This is a genomic window from Halopseudomonas salegens, assembly GCF_900105655.1.
Taxonomy (GTDB): Bacteria; Pseudomonadota; Gammaproteobacteria; order Pseudomonadales; family Pseudomonadaceae; genus Halopseudomonas; species Halopseudomonas salegens.
Window position 1 is genome coordinate 1,963,849 of sequence record NZ_LT629787.1, and the last position, 17,628, is coordinate 1,981,476.

Consider the following 17,628-nt stretch of genomic DNA (forward strand, 5'->3'; position numbering starts at 1 on the left):
ACGGCCTGTCGACCTACCATCACTCACTGATTGATAAAAGGACGCCCCATGTTCGAACTCAGCCCCCGCGTCAAGGAACTGAAGCAACAGATCCAGGCCTTTATGGATGAACACATCTACCCCAACGAAAAAGTGTTCTACGAGCAGGTCAAACAGAACAAATGGGGCCATCCGCCGATTCTGGAAGAGCTGAAAGCCAAAGCCAAAAGCCAGGGTCTGTGGAACCTGTTTCTGCCCCACTCCGAGCGTGGCGCCGGTCTGAACAACGAAGAGTACGCCCACCTGTGCGAACTCATGGGCCGGGTATCCTTTGCCGGTGAAGTGTTCAACTGCAACGCGCCCGATACCGGCAATATGGAAACCATCGAGCGCTACGGCAACGACGAGCAGAAAGAGCGCTGGCTCAAGCCGCTGCTGGCCGGTGAAATCCGCTCCTGCTTCTCCATGACCGAGCCCGATGTCGCCTCATCCGACGCCACCAACATCGAGTGCGAAATTCGCCGTGAAGGCGACGAGTACGTCATCAACGGTACCAAGTGGTGGTCCTCCGGGGCGATGAACGAACACTGCAAGATTGCCATCGTCATGGGCAAGACCAACCCGGATGCGCCCAAGCACCTGCAACAGAGCATGATCCTGGTACCGCTGGACACCCCCGGTGTGAAAATCGTCCGTGATCTGCATGTCTTCGGTTATGACCATGCGCCGCACGGCCATGCCGAAATCGAGTACACCAATGTGCGGGTACCCGCTTCGAACATGCTGCTCGGCGAAGGCCGCGGCTTTGAAATTGCCCAGGGTCGCCTCGGGCCAGGCCGTATTCACCATTGCATGCGTGCCATCGGTCAGGCCGAACGCGCACTGGAAGCCATGTGCCGCCGTGCCGCTGATCGGGTTGCCTTCGGCAAGCCCATGTACCGCCTCGGCAGCGTACCGGAAATGATCGCCAAATCGCGTTGCGAAATCGATCAGGCCCGCCTGCTGACCCTGCACGCAGCACGCAGCATGGACCTGCACGGCAACAAGGTTGCCCGCCAACAGATCGCCATGATCAAGGCTGTGGCTCCGACCATGCTGTGCAACGTGATCGATCGTGCCATCCAGATCCACGGTGCCAAGGGTGTCTGTCAGGACAGCTTCCTCGCCTCCGCCTATGCCAAGGCGCGCACCCTGCGTCTGGCCGACGGTCCGGATGAAGTACACCTGAACACCATCGCCAAGCTGGAAATGGGGCAGTACCTCTAAAACAGCCGCATGCGACAAGCTTCTAGCTGCAAGCGGGTTTCACCTGGCTTGCAGCTTGTCGCTTGTAACGTGCAGCTCAAGCGCAGCGAGGTTTTTTTATGAGCAAGCTGTTTGATCTGACCGACAAGGTCGCCATCATCACCGGCTCGACCAAAGGCATCGGCAAAGCCATTGCCGAGGAATATGCCAAAGCCGGGGCCAAGGTGGTTATCTCCAGCCGCAAGGCGGACATGTGCGAACAGGTCGCCAGTGAACTCCAGGCGCAAGGCTTTGATGCCCTGCCGGTTGCCTGTCACGTGGGTGACAAGGCGCAACTGCAGAATCTGGTCGACAAGACCCTGGAAGCCTATGGCCAGATTGATATTCTGGTCTGCAACGCCGCTACCAACCCGGTCTATGGCCCGACGCACAACGTCAGTGATGAGGCCTTTGACAAGATCATGGGCACCAACGTCAAGGGCACCTTCTGGCTGTGCAATATGGCCATCCCGCATATGGTCAAGCAAGGTGGTGGCAGCATTGTACTGCTGTCCAGCATTGCCGGCCTGCGCGCCAGCGCCAACATCGGGGTCTATGGCATGTCCAAGGCCGCCGAAGCCGGACTGGCACGCAACCTGTCGCTGGAATGGGGCCCGCAGAATATCCGCGTCAACAGCATCGCACCGGGGCTGATTCGTACCGATTTTGCCCAGGCATTGCTGGATGACCCTGCTCGCCTGCAACGCGTGGAAGAAAAGCTGCCGCTGCGCCGTGTCGGCGAGCCGGTTGATATCGCAGGGGTGGCGCTGTTCCTCGCTTCGGCAGCCGGTGCCTATGTCACCGGGCAAACCATCGTTGCTGATGGTGGCGATACCATCACCTGATGATAACGATGGATTCAGCAAGCTGTTGTTCACGCCAGACACCTGTCTGGCGTGTTATTTTCTAACCATAAGATTGTTTCCAGTCATCCAATAATTAACTACGGGATCTTCAAGATGAGCGAAGCCACCCTGATTGACGTCTTGCCTGCGCACCGCTTCGACGAGGCCAAACTGGCCAGCTATCTCAAGGGCAAACTGCCGGATGTCGACAAAGGTATTCATATCACCCAGTTCCAGGGTGGCCAGTCCAACCCCACCTTCCTGCTGGAAATCGGCGAAAAACGCTATGTTCTGCGCAAGAAGCCACCGGGCAAACTGCTGCCCTCGGCACATATGGTCGAGCGCGAGTTTCAGGTGATCAACGCCCTCGGCGACACCGGCGTTCCGGTCCCCAAGGCGCAATTGCTGTGTGAAGACCCCGAGGTGATCGGCACCAATTTCTACATCATGGATCACGTAGAAGGCCGCGTGTATTCGCAGCCGTTGCTGCCCGATGTCAGCCCCGAACAGCGCATGCCGATTCATCAGTCCATGATCCAGACCATGGCCAGGCTGCACAACGTCGACTGGAAAGCCGCCGGGCTGGAAGGTTATGGCAAGCCGGATGGCTATGTCGCTCGTCAGATCAAGCGCTGGAGCGGCCAGTTTGAAGCCAGCCGCACCGGGGACATGCCGTCGATGGACGCGCTGATGGCCTGGCTGCCCGAGAACGCCCCTCAGGATGACCACACCACCATTGCCCACGGCGACTTCCGTATCGGCAACCTGATCCTGCATCCCGAACAGCCGGAAGTGGTCGCCATTCTCGACTGGGAACTGGCCACCCTCGGCCATCCGCTGTCGGATCTGGCTTACTGCTGCCTGCCCTACCATCAGCCATCCAGTGTTGAAGGCATGCGCGGTATGCAGGGGCTGGATCTGAAAGCCTTGAATGTGCCGGAAGAGCAGCAGGTGCTCGACTGGTACTGCGAATACACCGGACGCAGCGACATTCCCGACTGGAACTTCTTCCTCGCCTTCTCCCTGTTCCGCCTGGCGGCCATTGTGCAAGGGGTTTACCACCGCGCCCTGCAAGGCAACGCCAGTAACGCCGATGCGCTGGACGTCGGCAAGCGTGCCAGCCTGCTGGCCGATATTGGCTGGGACATCGCCCAACGCTAACCTGTAGCAGGTGTCCGATAGCATCGGACACCTGTCTGACATTCCGCCGGAAACGAGCAAACCATGAGCAAACCGATCAAACGCGTCCTGTTGACCAATGACGACGGCTGGCGTGGCCCCAGTCTCAAGGTGATGGAAGAGATCGCCGAGCAGATTGCCGAAGAAGTCTGGGTGGTGTCGCCCGACCTGGACCAGAGCGGCGTCTCCATGTCGATCTCGCTGCATCAGCCGCTGCGTGTGCATCATTTCGACGAGCGTCGCTTCAGTGTCAGTGGCACACCGAGTGATTGCGTGCTGCTCGGCGTCAGCGAGCTGATGCCGGAAGCCCCTGACCTGATTCTCTCCGGGGTCAACAATGGCGCCAATATCAGTGACTCTGTCGCCTATTCCGGCACCATCGGTGGCGCCCTCACCGGCACCTTGCTGAATATTCCCTCGATTGCCCTGTCCCAGGCCTATCACAAGGGCCTGCCGGTGCATTGGGAAACCGCCCGTGAGTATGGCGCCGGCGTGATCCGTGAGCTGCTGAAAAAGGGCTGGCCGGCTGACTGTGCAATGAATATCAACTTCCCCGCGCGACCGCCGGAAAAAGTCACCGGTGTTGCTGTTTGCCGCGCCCGCGCCGGCAGCATCGGTGGCATCAATATCGAAAGCCGTCGCGATACCCGCGACGTGCCTTACTACTGGCTCGGCTTCCAGCGCCAAACCGAAAAGGTCACCGGCCTGGATACCGACGTGGGTGCCCTGCGTGCCGGACGTATCAGCATTTCACCGCTGCGTTTCGAGCGTGATATTGCCAGTTGGCAGATCGACAGTCAGACCCTGGCGAAAAACCTCGGCATTGCCGACCCCGAGTCAGATGATGGCCACACTGACGAAGTAAGCATTGATCACTGACACGCCTTTCAAGGAGCCTGTATGCAACGTTTCGAGAACAAGATTGCCCTGATTACCGGGGCAGGCAGCGGTATCGGCCGCGCCACGGCCAAACGCCTGGCCGCCGAAGGTGCCCGCCTGATGCTGGTCGACCTGAATGAAGAAGGTCTGGCGCAAACGGTCGCTGACCTGCCCGCCGGCAGTGAAGCCCTGACCCGCGCCATGAACGTTGCCGAAGAGGCGGCAGTGGAGCAATGTGTCGCCGATACCATCGCCCACTACGGTCAGTTGGATGTGCTGTGCAACAACGCCGGGGTAGCCGGTGGCGATTACAGTACCGCGCAGGAACAGAGTCTGGACATCTGGCAGAAGATTATCAGCGTCAACCTGTATGGCGTCATGCTGTTCACCAAATACGCTTCGCGGCAGATGGAAAAACAGGGCCAGGGCGCCATCGTCAATACCGCCTCGGTTGCCGGTATTCGTTCCGGTGCCGGCGGCAACGCCTACAGCGCCTCCAAGGCCGGGGTGATCAACTTCACCATGACCAGCGCCTGTGATCTTGGCGGCCTGGGGATTCGCGTCAATGCCGTGTGCCCGGGGCTGGTAGAGACCGGCATGACCAAGCCGGTGTTCGACTACGCCCGCTCCAACAACAAGGAACAGAAGCTCGGCGCCCGCTGCGAACTGCGTCGCTATGGACGCCCTGATGAAATTGCCGGGGCCATCGCCTTCCTTGCCAGTGATGATGCAAGCTATGTCACCGGTCAGGCCCTGGCGGTAGATGGGGGCAATACCGCTTCGCTGAATTTACCGGGCATGAAGGTATAACTGCAACCGACTCTGCCCGCCGGGGCCCTGGAGGCCCGGCGGGCAGCCGGCTTGTCACTCGCAGCACAAGCCAGCTGACTCAGATGGCGGCCGCCAGGCGCGCACCCTGATCAATCGCCCGCTTGGCATCCAGCTCGGCGGCAACATCCGCACCACCAATCAAGTGCACCGGCTTGCCCAGTGACTCGATACCGGCCTGCAATTCGCGCAGTGACTCCTGCCCGGCACAGACGATAATGGTATCCACCGGCAATACCTGAGGCTCGCCATCGGCAACGCGGACGTGCAGGCCCTGATCGTCAATTTTTTCATAGCTGACGCTGTTGAGCATTTTCACCTGCTTGTTTTTCAGGCCGGTACGGTGAATCCAGCCCGTGGTCTTGCCCAGGCCACTGCCGACCTTGGTGTCCTTGCGCTGCAGCAGGAAGACGTCGCGTGCCGGCGGATGCGGGTGCGCTTGCACGCCCTTGATACCACCACGGGCTTCGATGGCCGGATCAATCCCCCACTCTTTCCAGAACAGCTCATTGTTCTGGCTCGGGCTTTCACCGGCGTGGGTAATGAACTCGGACACGTCAAAACCAATACCGCCGGCACCGATCACGGCCACCTTGTCGCCCACCGGCTTGCGCTCGAGAATCGCATCCAGGTAGCTGATGACCTTGGCATGCTCGATACCCGGAATCTCCGGCGTGCGCGGCACAATACCGGTGGCCAGAATTACTTCGTCAAAGTCTTTCAGGTCTTCTGCGGTTACCCGCTTGCCCAGCGCCAGCTGCACGCCGTGCTTGCTGATCATCTTGCTGAAATAGCGCAGGGTTTCGTAGAACTCTTCCTTGCCCGGAATGCGCTTGGCGATATTGAACTGACCGCCAATCTCGTCGGCTGCATCGAACAGGGTCACGCTGTGCCCGCGCTCGGCGGCAATGGTTGCCGCAGCCAGACCGGCCGGCCCGGCACCTACGACAGCCAGCTTCTTCACCTGGGTGGTGGGGATATAGTTCAGCTCGGTCTCGTGACAGGCACGTGGATTGACCAGGCAGCTGGTCAGCTTGCCGCCAAAGGTATGATCCAGACAGGCCTGGTTGCAGCCAATACAGGTATTGATCTCATCGGCGCGGCCTTCCGCGGCCTTGAGCACAAATTCAGGATCCGCCAGGAAGGGACGCGCCATGGAGATCATGTCGGCATCCCCATCGGCCAGCACCTGATCCGCCACTTCCGGGGTATTGATGCGGTTGGTGGTGACCAGGGGAATCGATACTTCGCCCTTGAGCTTGGCCGTTACCTTGGTAAAGGCGCCACGCGGCACCTTGGTGGCAATGGTCGGGATACGCGCTTCGTGCCAGCCAATCCCGGTATTGATGATGGTCGCGCCGGCCTTTTCGATGGCCTTGGCCAGCATGACGACTTCATCCCAGGTGCTGCCATCTTCGATCAGGTCGAGCATCGACAGGCGATAGATAATGATGAAATTGGCACCCACGCCTTCGCGCACCCGGCGCACGATCTCGACCGGCAGGCGCATGCGGTTTTCATAGCTGCCGCCCCAGCGGTCGGTGCGCTTGTTGACGTGACTGACCAGGAACTGGTTGATGAAATAGCCTTCCGATCCCATGATCTCGACGCCATCGTAGCCAGCCTGCTGAGCCAGCTTGGCGCAATTGACGAAATCATTGATCTGCTTCTCGATACCCGCCTCATCCAGCTCTTTGGGGGTAAAGGGATTGATCGGCGCGCGCACTGCACTGGCAGAGACCAGATCCGGGGTATAGGCATAGCGCCCGGCGTGCAGAATCTGCATGCAGATCTTGCCGCCCGCCTCATGCACGGCCTTGGTGACCAGGGTGTGATGCTCGGCTTCTTCCGGTGTGGTCAGCTTGGCTGCGCCCTTGCCAACGCTACCCTCTTCATTCGGGCCGATGCCGCCGGTCACGATCAGGCCTACGCCGCCCTTGGCGCGTTCTGCAAAATAGGCGGCCATGCGCTCAAACCCGTGGGGGCGCTCTTCCAGGCCCGTGTGCATGGAGCCCATCAGGGAACGGTTGCGCAGGGTGGTAAAGCCCAGGTCAAGCGGGGCCAACAAGTGAGGATAACGGGCTTGCACGTTCATCGGTCTCTCCGGTGTCATCAGGCGTCAAATGCCGGCCTTGTTGTGGCCGATCGAGTCAGTGCTGAGACAATAGGCCGACTGCGGCACGTGAACAATCACCCTGAATAACATTTTTATAACTTCAGCTAACAATGCAGTAGACTTGCGTTACCAATAATGTCGAGGGGTGTGCCATGAAGCTGGGGGATCTGTCGGTAGGCTATCTGATCAGCCTGCGCCTGGCGCTGGAAGACAGCGGGCAGGACCCGTGGCCGCTGTTTCAGCGCTATCGCATTACCCCGGATATGCTTGCCGAGCCACAGGCCAGAATCAGTATTCCGCGCTTTATGCGCCTGGGCAATGCAGCCATTCGCCTGACCGGTAACCCGGCGCTGGGTTTGCGCATGGGGCAACTCAGCCAGCCCAGCCATCTGGGCCTGGCCGGTATGGCCGCGCAATGCGCGCCCACGCTGCGGCAGGCCCTGGAAACACTGACGCGGTTCGAGCGCCTGTCGAGCCAGAACTACCGCGGGCACTCTACCTTTGCGGCACCGGCGCACCGCTTCTATTCAATCAGCCCCTATAACGCCTTCAACTTTTTTGTGGTCGATTCGGCGCTGTCTTCACGCGCTCACCTGGCCTGGCAATTGACTGGGGCGCAGGCGCGTCTGCGGGAAGTCCACGTCGAGTTTGCTCCGCCGCCCTATGCTGACGACTACGAAGCCTTGTTCGGCTGCCCTGTGCATTTTGAGCAGGCAGAGAATCAACTGATCTGGGACAGCGCCAGCCTGGAGTTGCCGCTGGTGCAAAGTGCGGCCACCACTCATGCCCACCTGATTCAGCTCTGTGAACAGCAGCTGGCCGAGCAGATGCGTCATCGCCGCTTGCGGGAAAAGGTCGAAGAACTGATTTCTGCCCGCCTGCACCGCACGCTACCCACGCTTGAGCAAGTCGCGGCACAACTCGGCACGGCCCCCTGGACCTTGCGTCGGCGCTTGCTGCAGGAAGACCAGATCCGCTTTCAGGATATTATCGATCAGACCCGGCGGGATCTGGCAGTGAGTTACATACGTGATACCGAGCTGGCACTGGGTGAAATCGCCTTTCTGCTCGGCTTCTCATCCCCTGCCGCCTTTCAGCGTGCCTTCCGCCGCTGGACGGGGCAGCCACCGGGGCAGTTTCGGCGCAGTGAACTGCGGGCCGATCCATGAGCAATTGGCAGGCATAAAAAAACGCCGAAGGATTCACATCTCTTCGGCGTCATCAACATCATCCCCATCACGGGATCGCTGCTCGAGCAGCTCTTCTACATAGTCATTCATCGGTCATCTCCTGTCTGACTGGTGCACTGAACCTCCGTGGTTCACAGCCTGTTTAACATACTGCTGATGACAGTCAGATGACCGTAAGGCGCTATAGTTCCCCCATGTTAGCCATGCCACAGCTGAGAGTGCCAACCCCCTGCCATGCTGCGGCCCCCCGGCCAACCTGTCGCAGCAGCGGTCCCACGGGAAAAGTCCGCTGTGCCTTCCGACAGGGTTTTCTCTGGCGCCTCAGGCGGCGCTCTTCTCTACCTTGCGCTGTTTTTCATACAGGAAGCGCAAGACTGCCTGGCGATACCGGTTGTAGGTCGGGTCATCGGCCAGGGCAATGCGGTCACGCGGACGCGGCAGGTCGATATCCAGCACTTCGCCGATAGTGGCTGCCGGTCCGTTGGTCATCATCACGATGCGGTCTGACAGCAGCACGGCTTCGTCCACATCATGGGTGATCATCATCACGGTATTTTTCAGCTCGTTCTGGATACGCATGACCTCATCCTGCAGGTGAGCACGGGTCAAGGCATCCAGCGCGCCAAAGGGCTCATCCAGCAACAGCACCTTGGGCTGCATGGACAGCGCGCGGGCAATGCCGACACGCTGCTTCATGCCACCGGAAATTTCATCCGGACGCTGGTGCAGTGCATGGGTCATGTTGACCAGATTGAGGTTGTAACGCACCCACTCATCCCGCTCGGCCTTGCCCATGCTGCTGCCAAAGACCTTGTTGACGGCAATGGCGACATTCTCGTACACCGTGAGCCAGGGCAGCAGTGAATGGTTCTGGAACACCATGCTGCGCTCCGGGCCAGGGCCTTTGACTTCCTTGCCATCCAGAATCACTACGCCGTCACTGGCATCCAGCAGACCGGCGACGATGTTCAGTACGGTCGATTTGCCGCAACCGGAGTGGCCAATAATCGAGATGTATTCGCCGCGCTCGATCTTCAGATTGATGTCACGCAGTACATCATTGCTGGTTTTACCGGTGTTGAAACGCTTGTTGACCTGTTCAATGGTCAGATAGCTGTTACTCATGATAATTCTCCTCAGGCGCCAGAGGTGCCACGGGTAACCAGTCGACCGATCAGGGCGACCAGACGGTCAAGGGCGAAGCCGACGATGCCGACATAGATCAGGGCCAGTACGATGTCGCTGATCAGCGACGCGTTCCAGGCATCCCAGATAAAGAAGCCGATACCAACGCCACCTACCAGCATCTCGGCGGCAACAATCGCCAACCAGGACAGGCCGATACCAATGCGCAGGCCCGAGAAAATATAGGGCGCAGCCGCTGGCAGCATGATCTTGGCGAAGTACTCGGCACCGTTCAGGCGCAGTACCCGGGCAACATTGCGGTAGTCCTCAGGGATATTGCGCACCCCCACCGAGGTATTGATGATGACCGGCCAGATCGCGGTAATGAAAATCACGAATATGGCTGACGGGTTGCTGTCCTGAAAACCAGCCAGTGACAGCGGCAACCAGGCCAGCGGTGGCACGGTACGCAGGACCTGAAACAGCGGGTCCAGTCCGCGCATGGCCCAGGTCGATTGCCCGACCAGCACACCCAGGGCAACACCGACAATCGCCGCCAGGGTATAACCGTAGGCTACCCGCTCCAGGCTGGCGAGAATCTGCCAGGCCATGCCCACATCGTTACCGCCGTGGTTATAGAAGGGATTGACGATCAGTTCCCAGGTATCCGAGACCACCTGGCTGGGCGCCGGCAATGAACTGTCCGGAGCGGCGCAGAGCATCTCCCAGAGCAGCAAACAACCAGCAATCACCAGCACTGGCGGTAACGCCCGGTGCAACAGGAACTGACTGACATTGACCAGCCAGACCGGCATGCTGCGTTCCACAGCGGCCGTATCAGCAACCGGCTCGACGCTATTAATGGTTTCAATACTTGCTTTGGCATTCATCAGGCTATCCTCCTGCCAGGGCCTCAGGCCGTGGCTTTGATCTCAAGGCTGTCGAGGTAGGCTTTGGGGTTTTCCGGATCAAACACCTTGCCGTCGAAGAAGGTTTCCTTGCCGCGCGAGGTGCTTTCCGGAACAAGCTCGCTGCCCAGACCCAGATCGGCGGCGGCAGCGCGCCAGATATCCTCGCGATTGACCTGCTCGACCAGCCCCTGGGTATCGAAATTCATGGGCAGATAACCCCAGCGCTGGTTTTCGGTCAGAAACCAGAGGTCATGGCTCTTGAACGGGTAAGAGGCGTGGTCCTTCCAGTAACGCATCTTGTGCGGGCTGTTTTCGACCACCTTGCCGGTGCCGTAATCGAAGGTGCCGCGCATGCGCGCGATGATGTCGTCGAACGGGGCATTGATCCAGCGGCGACGCGAGCAGATGGTGGCAACCTCCTCAACATTGGCCGGATCCTCGCAGAACATTTGCGCTTCCATAACCGCCTTGAGCAAGGCGCGTGTTGCATTCGGATTCTGTTCAACCCAGTCAGCGCGCATGCCCAGGGCTTTTTCCGGGTGCTTGTCCCACAGCTCACCCGTGGTATTGGCGGTATAGCCAATGCCCTGACTGATCAATTGCTCGTTCCAGGGTTCACAGACACAGAAGGTGTCCATGCTGCCGACGCGCATATTGGCGACCATCTGTGCCGGCGGCACCACGATAGTGGCGATATCCCGGTTCGGGTCGATGCCACCCGCCGCCATCCAGTAGCGAATCCACAGATCATGGGTGCCGCCGGGAAAGGTCATTGCAGCGCGTACTTCATCACCCCCTGCTCGCTTGGCTGCCAGCGCAGCCTTGAAGGGGGTACTGTCGACCCCCAGCTTGAGATCGGCGTATTCACGGCCGACCGAAATGCACTGCCCCGCCAGGTTGAGCCGGGCCAGAATCACCATGGGTACCTTGACGTTGTTCGCAGTCATGGCCCCGGATGAAATCAGGTAGGGCATGGGGGTAAGGATATGCGCGCCATCAATGCCGTTGCGCTCGGAGCCGAGAACCAGGTTATCGCGTGTGGTGCCCCAGGAGGATTGCTTGAGCACTTCCACATCCGGCATGCCGTATTTGGCAAACATCCCCTTTTCCAGCGCGACAAACAGTGGCGCCGCATCGGTCAGAGCAATAAAGCCCAGCTTTGCCTTGGTGGTTTCCGGTGCATCCGAACCCGCCGCCCAAGCCGCGGTACGCAAGCCGGGAATCCCGCCACCCAAGAGCGCAGCACCCCCTGCTGCGGCAACTGAGTACTTCAGAAAATCACGACGTTTAATCGTATTTTCACTGATTTTTGCCGAATACTCTTTGCTCTTGTCCATCAGTGCACCCCTTGCAAATACGCAAAAAAAAACGGCGTGCACTCCGGTCTCGAGCAAATCGAGGTGGAGTGGACGCCGTTGTCCAAAATCAATGTGTAGCCTTACTGCTGGCCTGAGTATCGCAATGCAGAGCTTGTGCCAACTTGCCTGAACAGGACTGATTTCAGTCTGGGCATGCTCTCCATCCAGCCAATGGATGCACTCACATGCCTTTCCGAGAAGCAGGAATATTCCATTTGAATACAGCCACTTGCTCGAATAACCTGATAAACCTGAAGACCATGGGCATCAAGAGCTCGGGTATTCCGCTTGTGGTTCGATGTTATGACCCTTGAGCCGATAGCAGGAGAAGCAGACCCACGGATAAAGTGCACAGTTAAAGCGCAACTCAATAGGGACTTGCGCAGTGCCAGTGCATGCAATCACCTTCCCGGACGGCCTTTTTCCTGATTGATCAGAGTGCGTGCCACTTCCAGAAGTCGCACGCCCTGACTCATCGCCGCCTGCTGCAACAGCCGGTAAGCTTCAGGTTCATTGACCTTGTGCTGCTCCATCAGCAAGCCCTTGGCTCGCTCTACCCACTTGCGCTCGTCCAACGAAGTACGCACTACGGCCAGCTCATCGTGCAGTGCCAGCAAACGCTGATTCTGCTCATGCACCAAATCCAGCACCGAACGATTCAGTTGATGACCCATGGCATCGCCGGGCACTGATTCCAGCTCGGTTGCCTGCACGTTGTACAACCGGGTACCCGGACTGGCTGCCGTACTATCCATACTTCCCAGGCGCTTAAGCAGGGCACGATGATTGTCCAGTTCCGCGCTTGCCTCGGCAATGCTGCAATGGCATTGGTTACGCAACTCAAGCGTCAACTGATCTTCAATCGCCTTGAATGCATCAATTCGCGTCGTAGTCAGCTCAAACCACGGCAGATGCAAACTGGCAGGAATCGGTTGTTGCTCACTGCTGCGCATGGCTACCAGGCGCAACTGTTCAATCTCTGTCTGCCAGGGCTCAGCCGCCAGTGCCTTCCAGGCCAGCAAGGCTTCAGGGGTAGAAAAATCGACAAAGGTTTCAAAGCAGCGTTGCTGGCTCTCACCCAGAAAGTGCAACCGCTGGATCAGAACCGGACTGAACCAGCCATTGATGAAGCCAGCCACTCCGGTCGCCCGCTCCTGGCCAGCCAGTTCCTTGCCCTGCATCATGTTGAACAGTGCGACCAGGCATCGTGTGACCTTGGGATCACTGGCGGTATCTGCTGCCTCGAAAACCACCGCCAACAGGGCCGCAATCGGGCGACTGAAGGCAGCAGTGGACTCTTCGGCACTCAATGTTCGGCGCCGTACCGCAGCACGCAATCTGACCAGGCCTTCCAGCCCATGTAATACGGCTGCTATATGATTGAACAGCCGCACCTTCTCCGCAGCACAGGCGCGGTTCAGATCCGGCTGTTCAAACCCATCCAGCAAGACACTCTCTGCCAGCTTGCTTTGCGCAGTCAGCGCATCGAGGGCATCCTGACACTGGTCATCCGGGCTGCCCAGATGAATATTCGAATAACCCCGTTCACGCTGCAAGGTATGGACCAGTTGACTGACCTTGGCCACCAGTTCGCAGGTTGCATCGAGCTGTTGCAGCCCCTGAATTTCACTGCGACGGGCCGCCAGAATAAAGTCCAGTGCACGGGACATGGCAAAGCTCCAGAAAAAACACCATGTCTCATGTAAAGCAATACTTGTACCAACAACGGGCAGAACAGAAAGATCAGCTCTGGTTCGGGACGCCAACCGGCTTCAAGGTCAACCGGCAAAGCGCCGGAATAACCAATAAAGTGAGAAAGGTTGAGGCCAGCAAACCCGAGATGATCGCCCAGGCCATGGGTGGCCATAACGTCGAAGACGACAGCGCAAGCGGCAATAAACCCGCGACAGTCGTCGCCGTAGTGAGCAGAATGGGCCGTGTTCTTCGCTGCACCGCTTCTGCCACAGCATCCGCCACGCTGGCACCCGACGCCAGACGTTGATCAATCAGGTCGATCAGCACAATCGCGTTGTTGACCACAATACCGACCAGCGCAATCACCCCCAGCATGGACTGAAACCCGAAGGGCGACCCTGTCAGCACCAGCCCGGGTACCACCCCTACCGCAGCCAGAGGAACCGTCAGCAGGATAATGCCAACCCGCCGAAACGAATTGAACTGCCAGAGCAGAAAGAAAAGCAGTAACAGGATACCCACCGGGGCCGTTGTGGCCAGAGCGCTATTGGCATCCCCCGAGCCCTCACTGTCACCACCATATTCGAGCCGGGTTCCGGCTGGCAGCGGATTCTCGCCAAGGTGTTGTTGCAAAGCCTCCTGAACCTGGCTGAAAGCAAAGCCCGGCTGCAGATTGGCGCTGACCGTGGTGACCCGAACGCCATTGCGCTGCCTGATACTGGCCGTCTCCCACACGGGCTCAAGGCTGGCCAGAGCACTCAACGGCACAGCATTACCCTGCGGGCTGATGATCAGCCCGGAAGCCAATTGCCGGATGTCTTGCTGGGTGCCTTCCGGAGTTCGCAGCACCATTGGAATGGGTTCGCGTTCCTGCCGATAGAGTTCAACTCTGGCACCCAGGCTGCGCCCAAACAGATTCCGCGCAACGTCGGCCCGACTGAGGCCGAAGCGTTCTGCCTGGGCATCATCTACTCTGACCTTGATTGCAGGCACACCCAGATCAATGTCATGGCGAACATCTGCGGTACCTTCAACGCTGCGCAGGGCAGCAAAGACCTGCTCAGCCGCAGCATGCCGTTGCTGTTCATCGACGTGATACAAACGAACCTCCACCGGAGCCAGCCGTGGCGGCCCCTGGCCCAGGATACTGGTCACCAGCTCCAGTGACGGATGTTGCTGCAAGGAGTATTCACGCAGCTCATCCATAATAGTCCGGGTGGACGCCAGGTCACGGGTATGAATCACCAGGCGGGCACGGTGCGGCGATTCCGGCGCACGCATCAGATTGTAATAAAAACTGGGGCCTGCATAACCGGCGAAACGGTCTATACGCTGCACATCGTCACGCTGCAACAACCAACCCTCTACCTCTGATGCAACGGCCATGGTATGTGACTGGTCGCTGCCTACCGGCAAATACAATTCGGCAATCACCAGCGGTCGATCCGCGTTGGGGAAAAACTGTGTCTGCAACCAGGGCGACATTCCCACACTCAGTACCACCATGACAGCACCCATCAACACCAGGAGGCCAGGAGCGCGTCGACTGGCCTCGGCCAACAAGCCGGACAGCCATTGCATCCAGCGTCCCTGGGCACGCTGTCCAGGGTGCAGCAATTTGCTGGCCAACAAGGCACAGGCTGTCACCGCCATCAGGTAACTGATCGTCAATGTCAGCATGATCATGACGGGAATACCCCGGGTAAAATCGGCAGTGGCGCCTTTGGACAAAAGCAGTGGCGTAAACGCCGCCAGAGTGGTCGCTGTCGAAGCCCCGAGAGGGCCGGCCATCTCTTTGATTGCATCTTGCGCAGCCTCTGCACGGGGCTGACCACTGCTCAGGCGGTGCTGTATGTTCTCCACCATGACAATGGCATTATCAATCAGCACGCCCAATGAAATTACGATGCCGGTGACAGCGATCTGATGCAGGATGCCGCCGCCCAGGTTATAGATTCCCAGGCTGATCAGGACCACAAGCGGCAGCATGCTTGCTACCAGCAAGCCCATTCGCCACCCCATACCCAGGAGCACAACACCGACGATGATCAACACACTACCCAGCAGGCTGCGTTCAAGGCTGTCCAGCCGCTCTACCACCAGATCAGGCTGAAAATAGACTTCATCAATTTCCAGCGGTGCAAACTCACCACGCAGCTCCTGCAAACGCTGGCGGACAGCCTGACCAAATGCGACCGCATCCAGTTGACCGCGTCGTGGTATGAGGCTCAACATGACGGCCTGCTCCGAAGCAAACCAGGCACGCGGCTGATAGGGTTCAACCGGGCCGCGCCAGATATCGGCCAGTGCCGACAAAGAAACACTGCTGCCATCCGGCAGACCGATCTGGGTCAAGGCCAATTCGTCCAGGCTGACAAACTCGCTGTTCGGCAGCAGACTCAGCCGCTGTTCTGCCACGCTCACAAATCCGCCCGGCAGAACCTGGTTGCGTTCACTGAGTCGAGAAATCAATTGATTGCGTGATACGCCGAAACGCTGCAGATCGCTATCGCGCAACGCAATGGTGATCTGTTCGTCAGCCTGGCCGTCAACTTCAATACGCGACAAAGCCGGAATATCCATCATTGCCCGCTTGAGTCGCTCAGCCTCCTGACTCAATGTCACCAGCGAAGCATCACCACGAAGCGCGAGCACAACGGCAGGAATATCAATCAAGCGGTCATCCAGACTCATGCGCTGAATGCCGTCAGGCATTTCCAGCTCGGCTCTTTGCATGGCCTGACGAACCCGGTCCCAGGCCGAGTCGGTGTCGTAGATGACATCGCGCAACTGCAGGGTAATCAATGCCACCCCATTGCGGGCATTGGCGGTGAAATAATTCACTTCATCGACTTGCAGTAACTCGTCAGACAGCGGTCGCAAGACCAGACGTTCAATGGATTCCGCATCAGCGCCTGGATAAATGACTGTCAGCAAGGCAGCGCGGTAAGGAAAGCTCGGATCTTCCTGACGCGCCATATTGAAATAGCTGGACAGCCCGAGGAGGCACAACATGGTTACCACCAAACCGATCAGACGGGGACGACCAGCCAGCCAGCGGCTCATGGCAACACCTCCACCCGATCTCCGGGCAGTAGCCGACTCAATCCGGCATAGACAACCCGATCACCTGCCTGCAGCTCTCCTGGTGGCACCATGGCCCATTCCCCACGCAAAGCCACGACCCTCGCCACTACGCGCTCAACGTGCGAATCACGGACTCGAAATACTGCCGGCTCGCCAGCATGGCGCAGCACTGCAGCCAGTGGCACGCGCAAGCGCGAGTCAGCGTCACGGGGCAATTCAACCTGCAGGCTGTCGCCCGGACGCGCCTGACCGTCCGGCAAACGCAGCCTGACCGGATACAGTGCCTGCTGCCCGGACTGCCCCTGGGCCACTTCATGGACCTCAGCCTGCAAGGTCTTCCCTGTGCCTGCCGCCCATACCTCGACCACCTGGCCTGGATGCAAACCCTGAGCCCATTCGCCGGGTATACTCACGTGAAGTTCCAGCTTTTCTACACTGGTGAGGTGAACCACTGGCTGACCCACAGCAACAAACTCTCCCGACTCAACGGGCAAGCCTTGCACCTGACCGGAAAACGGTGCTCGCAGCTCTGCTTCCGCAGCGAGTTGCTGACGCTGGCGCAGCCCCGCTTCGGCACTGACCAGAGCGGCTTGCAGACGTTGTGCAGCAGACTCCAGCTGTTCGCGTTGCTGAGAGGACATGACCCCGCGCTCATGCAGTTGCCTGGCACGGCTGGCTTCGCGCTGCGCCTGCTCAAGCTGAGCACTCAGCTCATTCAGGCGCGCTTCGGCTGCCTGCAAGGCAGGCTGCAACTCGGGGTTATACAGGGTCGCGAGCAACTCACCGGCAACCACTGTCTGGCCTAGCTGCAAGCCTTTGCGACTGAGCACCCCGCCTACCTGAAAGGTCAGACTGGCTCGCTCCGATGGCATTGCCACGCCAGCGAAACGCAGGGTATCCGGATCGCTATCAAGATCCAGCACTGCAACCCTGACGGAAGCAAGCGCCGGAGACTCCTCTCCCTCGGCTGCTGCTAGCGAACCGGGATTGCTCTCGGTACAACCGAAAAGCAATAGAGTGCTGATTAAAATCGTGCTGACTGGGCGCATCTGATGCAACATGGCTGGCTCCATACTTTTGACACTTTGTCATTAACAGTTTGTCAAAGTTTGACAACTTGTCAACAGAAAAGCAGAATACGACCATCAATCA

At 58.8% G+C, this 17,628-nt stretch carries 13 protein-coding genes; 6 read left to right on the forward strand and 7 right to left on the reverse strand.

Features of this window, described 5'->3' with window-relative positions:
• Nucleotides 1-48 precede the first annotated feature (48 nt).
• The 5 genes from BLU07_RS08820 to BLU07_RS08840 all read left to right on the forward strand — a co-directional run bounded on the left by BLU07_RS08820 (nucleotide 49) and on the right by BLU07_RS08840 (nucleotide 4,976).
• Nucleotides 49-1,245: an acyl-CoA dehydrogenase family protein gene (locus BLU07_RS08820; RefSeq protein WP_092386108.1), complete on the forward strand. Its 1,197-nt coding sequence runs from the start codon at nucleotides 49-51 to the stop codon at nucleotides 1,243-1,245.
• A 98-nt stretch (nucleotides 1,246-1,343) separates the two neighbouring features.
• The gene (locus tag BLU07_RS08825) at nucleotides 1,344-2,108 is read left to right on the forward strand and encodes an SDR family NAD(P)-dependent oxidoreductase (protein ID WP_092386110.1); all 765 of its coding nucleotides are present in this window, start codon (nucleotides 1,344-1,346) and stop codon (nucleotides 2,106-2,108) included.
• Nucleotides 2,109-2,222: 114 nt separating this feature from the next.
• Complete coding sequence (locus BLU07_RS08830) at nucleotides 2,223-3,269, forward strand: phosphotransferase (RefSeq protein WP_092386112.1); 1,047 nt, start codon at nucleotides 2,223-2,225, stop codon at nucleotides 3,267-3,269.
• A gap of 63 nt (nucleotides 3,270-3,332) precedes the next feature.
• On the forward strand, nucleotides 3,333-4,166 hold the full coding sequence (surE, locus tag BLU07_RS08835) for a 5'/3'-nucleotidase SurE (RefSeq protein WP_092386114.1): 834 nt from the start codon (nucleotides 3,333-3,335) through the stop codon (nucleotides 4,164-4,166).
• Between the two features lie 21 nt (nucleotides 4,167-4,187).
• Nucleotides 4,188-4,976 carry an SDR family NAD(P)-dependent oxidoreductase gene (locus BLU07_RS08840; RefSeq protein ID WP_092386116.1) on the forward strand — a complete coding sequence of 263 codons (789 nt, stop codon included), beginning with the start codon at nucleotides 4,188-4,190 and terminating at the stop codon, nucleotides 4,974-4,976.
• Between the two features lie 79 nt (nucleotides 4,977-5,055).
• Here BLU07_RS08840 and BLU07_RS08845 read toward each other — a convergent pair whose 3' ends face one another.
• On the reverse strand, nucleotides 5,056-7,089 hold the full coding sequence (locus BLU07_RS08845; protein ID WP_092386118.1) for an NADPH-dependent 2,4-dienoyl-CoA reductase: 2,034 nt from the start codon (nucleotides 7,087-7,089) through the stop codon (nucleotides 5,056-5,058).
• Nucleotides 7,090-7,262: 173 nt separating this feature from the next.
• Here BLU07_RS08845 and BLU07_RS08850 point away from each other — a divergent pair, with 173 nt between their 5' ends.
• On the forward strand, nucleotides 7,263-8,279 hold the full coding sequence (locus tag BLU07_RS08850) for an AraC family transcriptional regulator (protein WP_092386120.1): 1,017 nt from the start codon (nucleotides 7,263-7,265) through the stop codon (nucleotides 8,277-8,279).
• A gap of 342 nt (nucleotides 8,280-8,621) precedes the next feature.
• Here the strand turns inward: BLU07_RS08850 and BLU07_RS08855 are convergent, their stop codons facing one another.
• The 6 genes from BLU07_RS08855 to BLU07_RS08880 form a co-directional block, all read right to left on the reverse strand.
• Nucleotides 8,622-9,425 carry an ABC transporter ATP-binding protein gene (locus BLU07_RS08855; protein ID WP_092386122.1) on the reverse strand — a complete coding sequence of 268 codons (804 nt, stop codon included), beginning with the start codon at nucleotides 9,423-9,425 and terminating at the stop codon, nucleotides 8,622-8,624.
• 11 nt (nucleotides 9,426-9,436) lie between these two features.
• Nucleotides 9,437-10,240, reverse strand: a complete 804-nt coding sequence (ntrB, locus tag BLU07_RS08860) for a nitrate ABC transporter permease (protein WP_197675116.1) — start codon at nucleotides 10,238-10,240, stop codon at nucleotides 9,437-9,439.
• A gap of 98 nt (nucleotides 10,241-10,338) precedes the next feature.
• Nucleotides 10,339-11,673, reverse strand: a complete 1,335-nt coding sequence (locus tag BLU07_RS08865; RefSeq protein ID WP_092386126.1) for a CmpA/NrtA family ABC transporter substrate-binding protein — start codon at nucleotides 11,671-11,673, stop codon at nucleotides 10,339-10,341.
• A gap of 422 nt (nucleotides 11,674-12,095) precedes the next feature.
• A complete protein-coding gene (locus tag BLU07_RS08870; RefSeq protein WP_092386128.1) occupies nucleotides 12,096-13,364 on the reverse strand; it encodes a nitrate- and nitrite sensing domain-containing protein in 1,269 nt (422 codons plus the stop codon).
• Between the two features lie 73 nt (nucleotides 13,365-13,437).
• Nucleotides 13,438-16,455, reverse strand: a complete 3,018-nt coding sequence (locus tag BLU07_RS08875; protein WP_092386130.1) for an efflux RND transporter permease subunit — start codon at nucleotides 16,453-16,455, stop codon at nucleotides 13,438-13,440.
• On the reverse strand, nucleotides 16,452-17,399 hold the full coding sequence (locus BLU07_RS08880) for an efflux RND transporter periplasmic adaptor subunit (protein WP_157719160.1): 948 nt from the start codon (nucleotides 17,397-17,399) through the stop codon (nucleotides 16,452-16,454). Before BLU07_RS08880 ends, BLU07_RS08875 begins: the two co-directional genes overlap by 4 nt.
• Nucleotides 17,400-17,628 lie beyond the last annotated feature (229 nt).

What these genes read in the sequence shown, in the direction of transcription:
- BLU07_RS08820 (WP_092386108.1), top strand. Translation starts at nt 49, where the DNA reads ATGTTCGAACTCAGCCCCCGCGTCAAGGAACTGAAGCAACAGATCCAG.
- BLU07_RS08840 (WP_092386116.1), top strand. Translation starts at nt 4,188, where the DNA reads ATGCAACGTTTCGAGAACAAGATTGCCCTGATTACCGGGGCAGGCAGC.
- BLU07_RS08825 (WP_092386110.1), top strand. Translation starts at nt 1,344, where the DNA reads ATGAGCAAGCTGTTTGATCTGACCGACAAGGTCGCCATCATCACCGGC.
- BLU07_RS08830 (WP_092386112.1), top strand. Translation starts at nt 2,223, where the DNA reads ATGAGCGAAGCCACCCTGATTGACGTCTTGCCTGCGCACCGCTTCGAC.
- surE (WP_092386114.1), top strand. Translation starts at nt 3,333, where the DNA reads ATGAGCAAACCGATCAAACGCGTCCTGTTGACCAATGACGACGGCTGG.
- BLU07_RS08850 (WP_092386120.1), top strand. Translation starts at nt 7,263, where the DNA reads ATGAAGCTGGGGGATCTGTCGGTAGGCTATCTGATCAGCCTGCGCCTG.
- BLU07_RS08845 (WP_092386118.1), bottom strand. Translation starts at nt 7,089, where the DNA reads ATGAACGTGCAAGCCCGTTATCCTCACTTGTTGGCCCCGCTTGACCTG.
- BLU07_RS08865 (WP_092386126.1), bottom strand. Translation starts at nt 11,673, where the DNA reads ATGGACAAGAGCAAAGAGTATTCGGCAAAAATCAGTGAAAATACGATT.
- BLU07_RS08855 (WP_092386122.1), bottom strand. Translation starts at nt 9,425, where the DNA reads ATGAGTAACAGCTATCTGACCATTGAACAGGTCAACAAGCGTTTCAAC.
- BLU07_RS08875 (WP_092386130.1), bottom strand. Translation starts at nt 16,455, where the DNA reads ATGAGCCGCTGGCTGGCTGGTCGTCCCCGTCTGATCGGTTTGGTGGTA.
- ntrB (WP_197675116.1), bottom strand. Translation starts at nt 10,240, where the DNA reads ATGCCGGTCTGGCTGGTCAATGTCAGTCAGTTCCTGTTGCACCGGGCG.
- BLU07_RS08870 (WP_092386128.1), bottom strand. Translation starts at nt 13,364, where the DNA reads ATGTCCCGTGCACTGGACTTTATTCTGGCGGCCCGTCGCAGTGAAATT.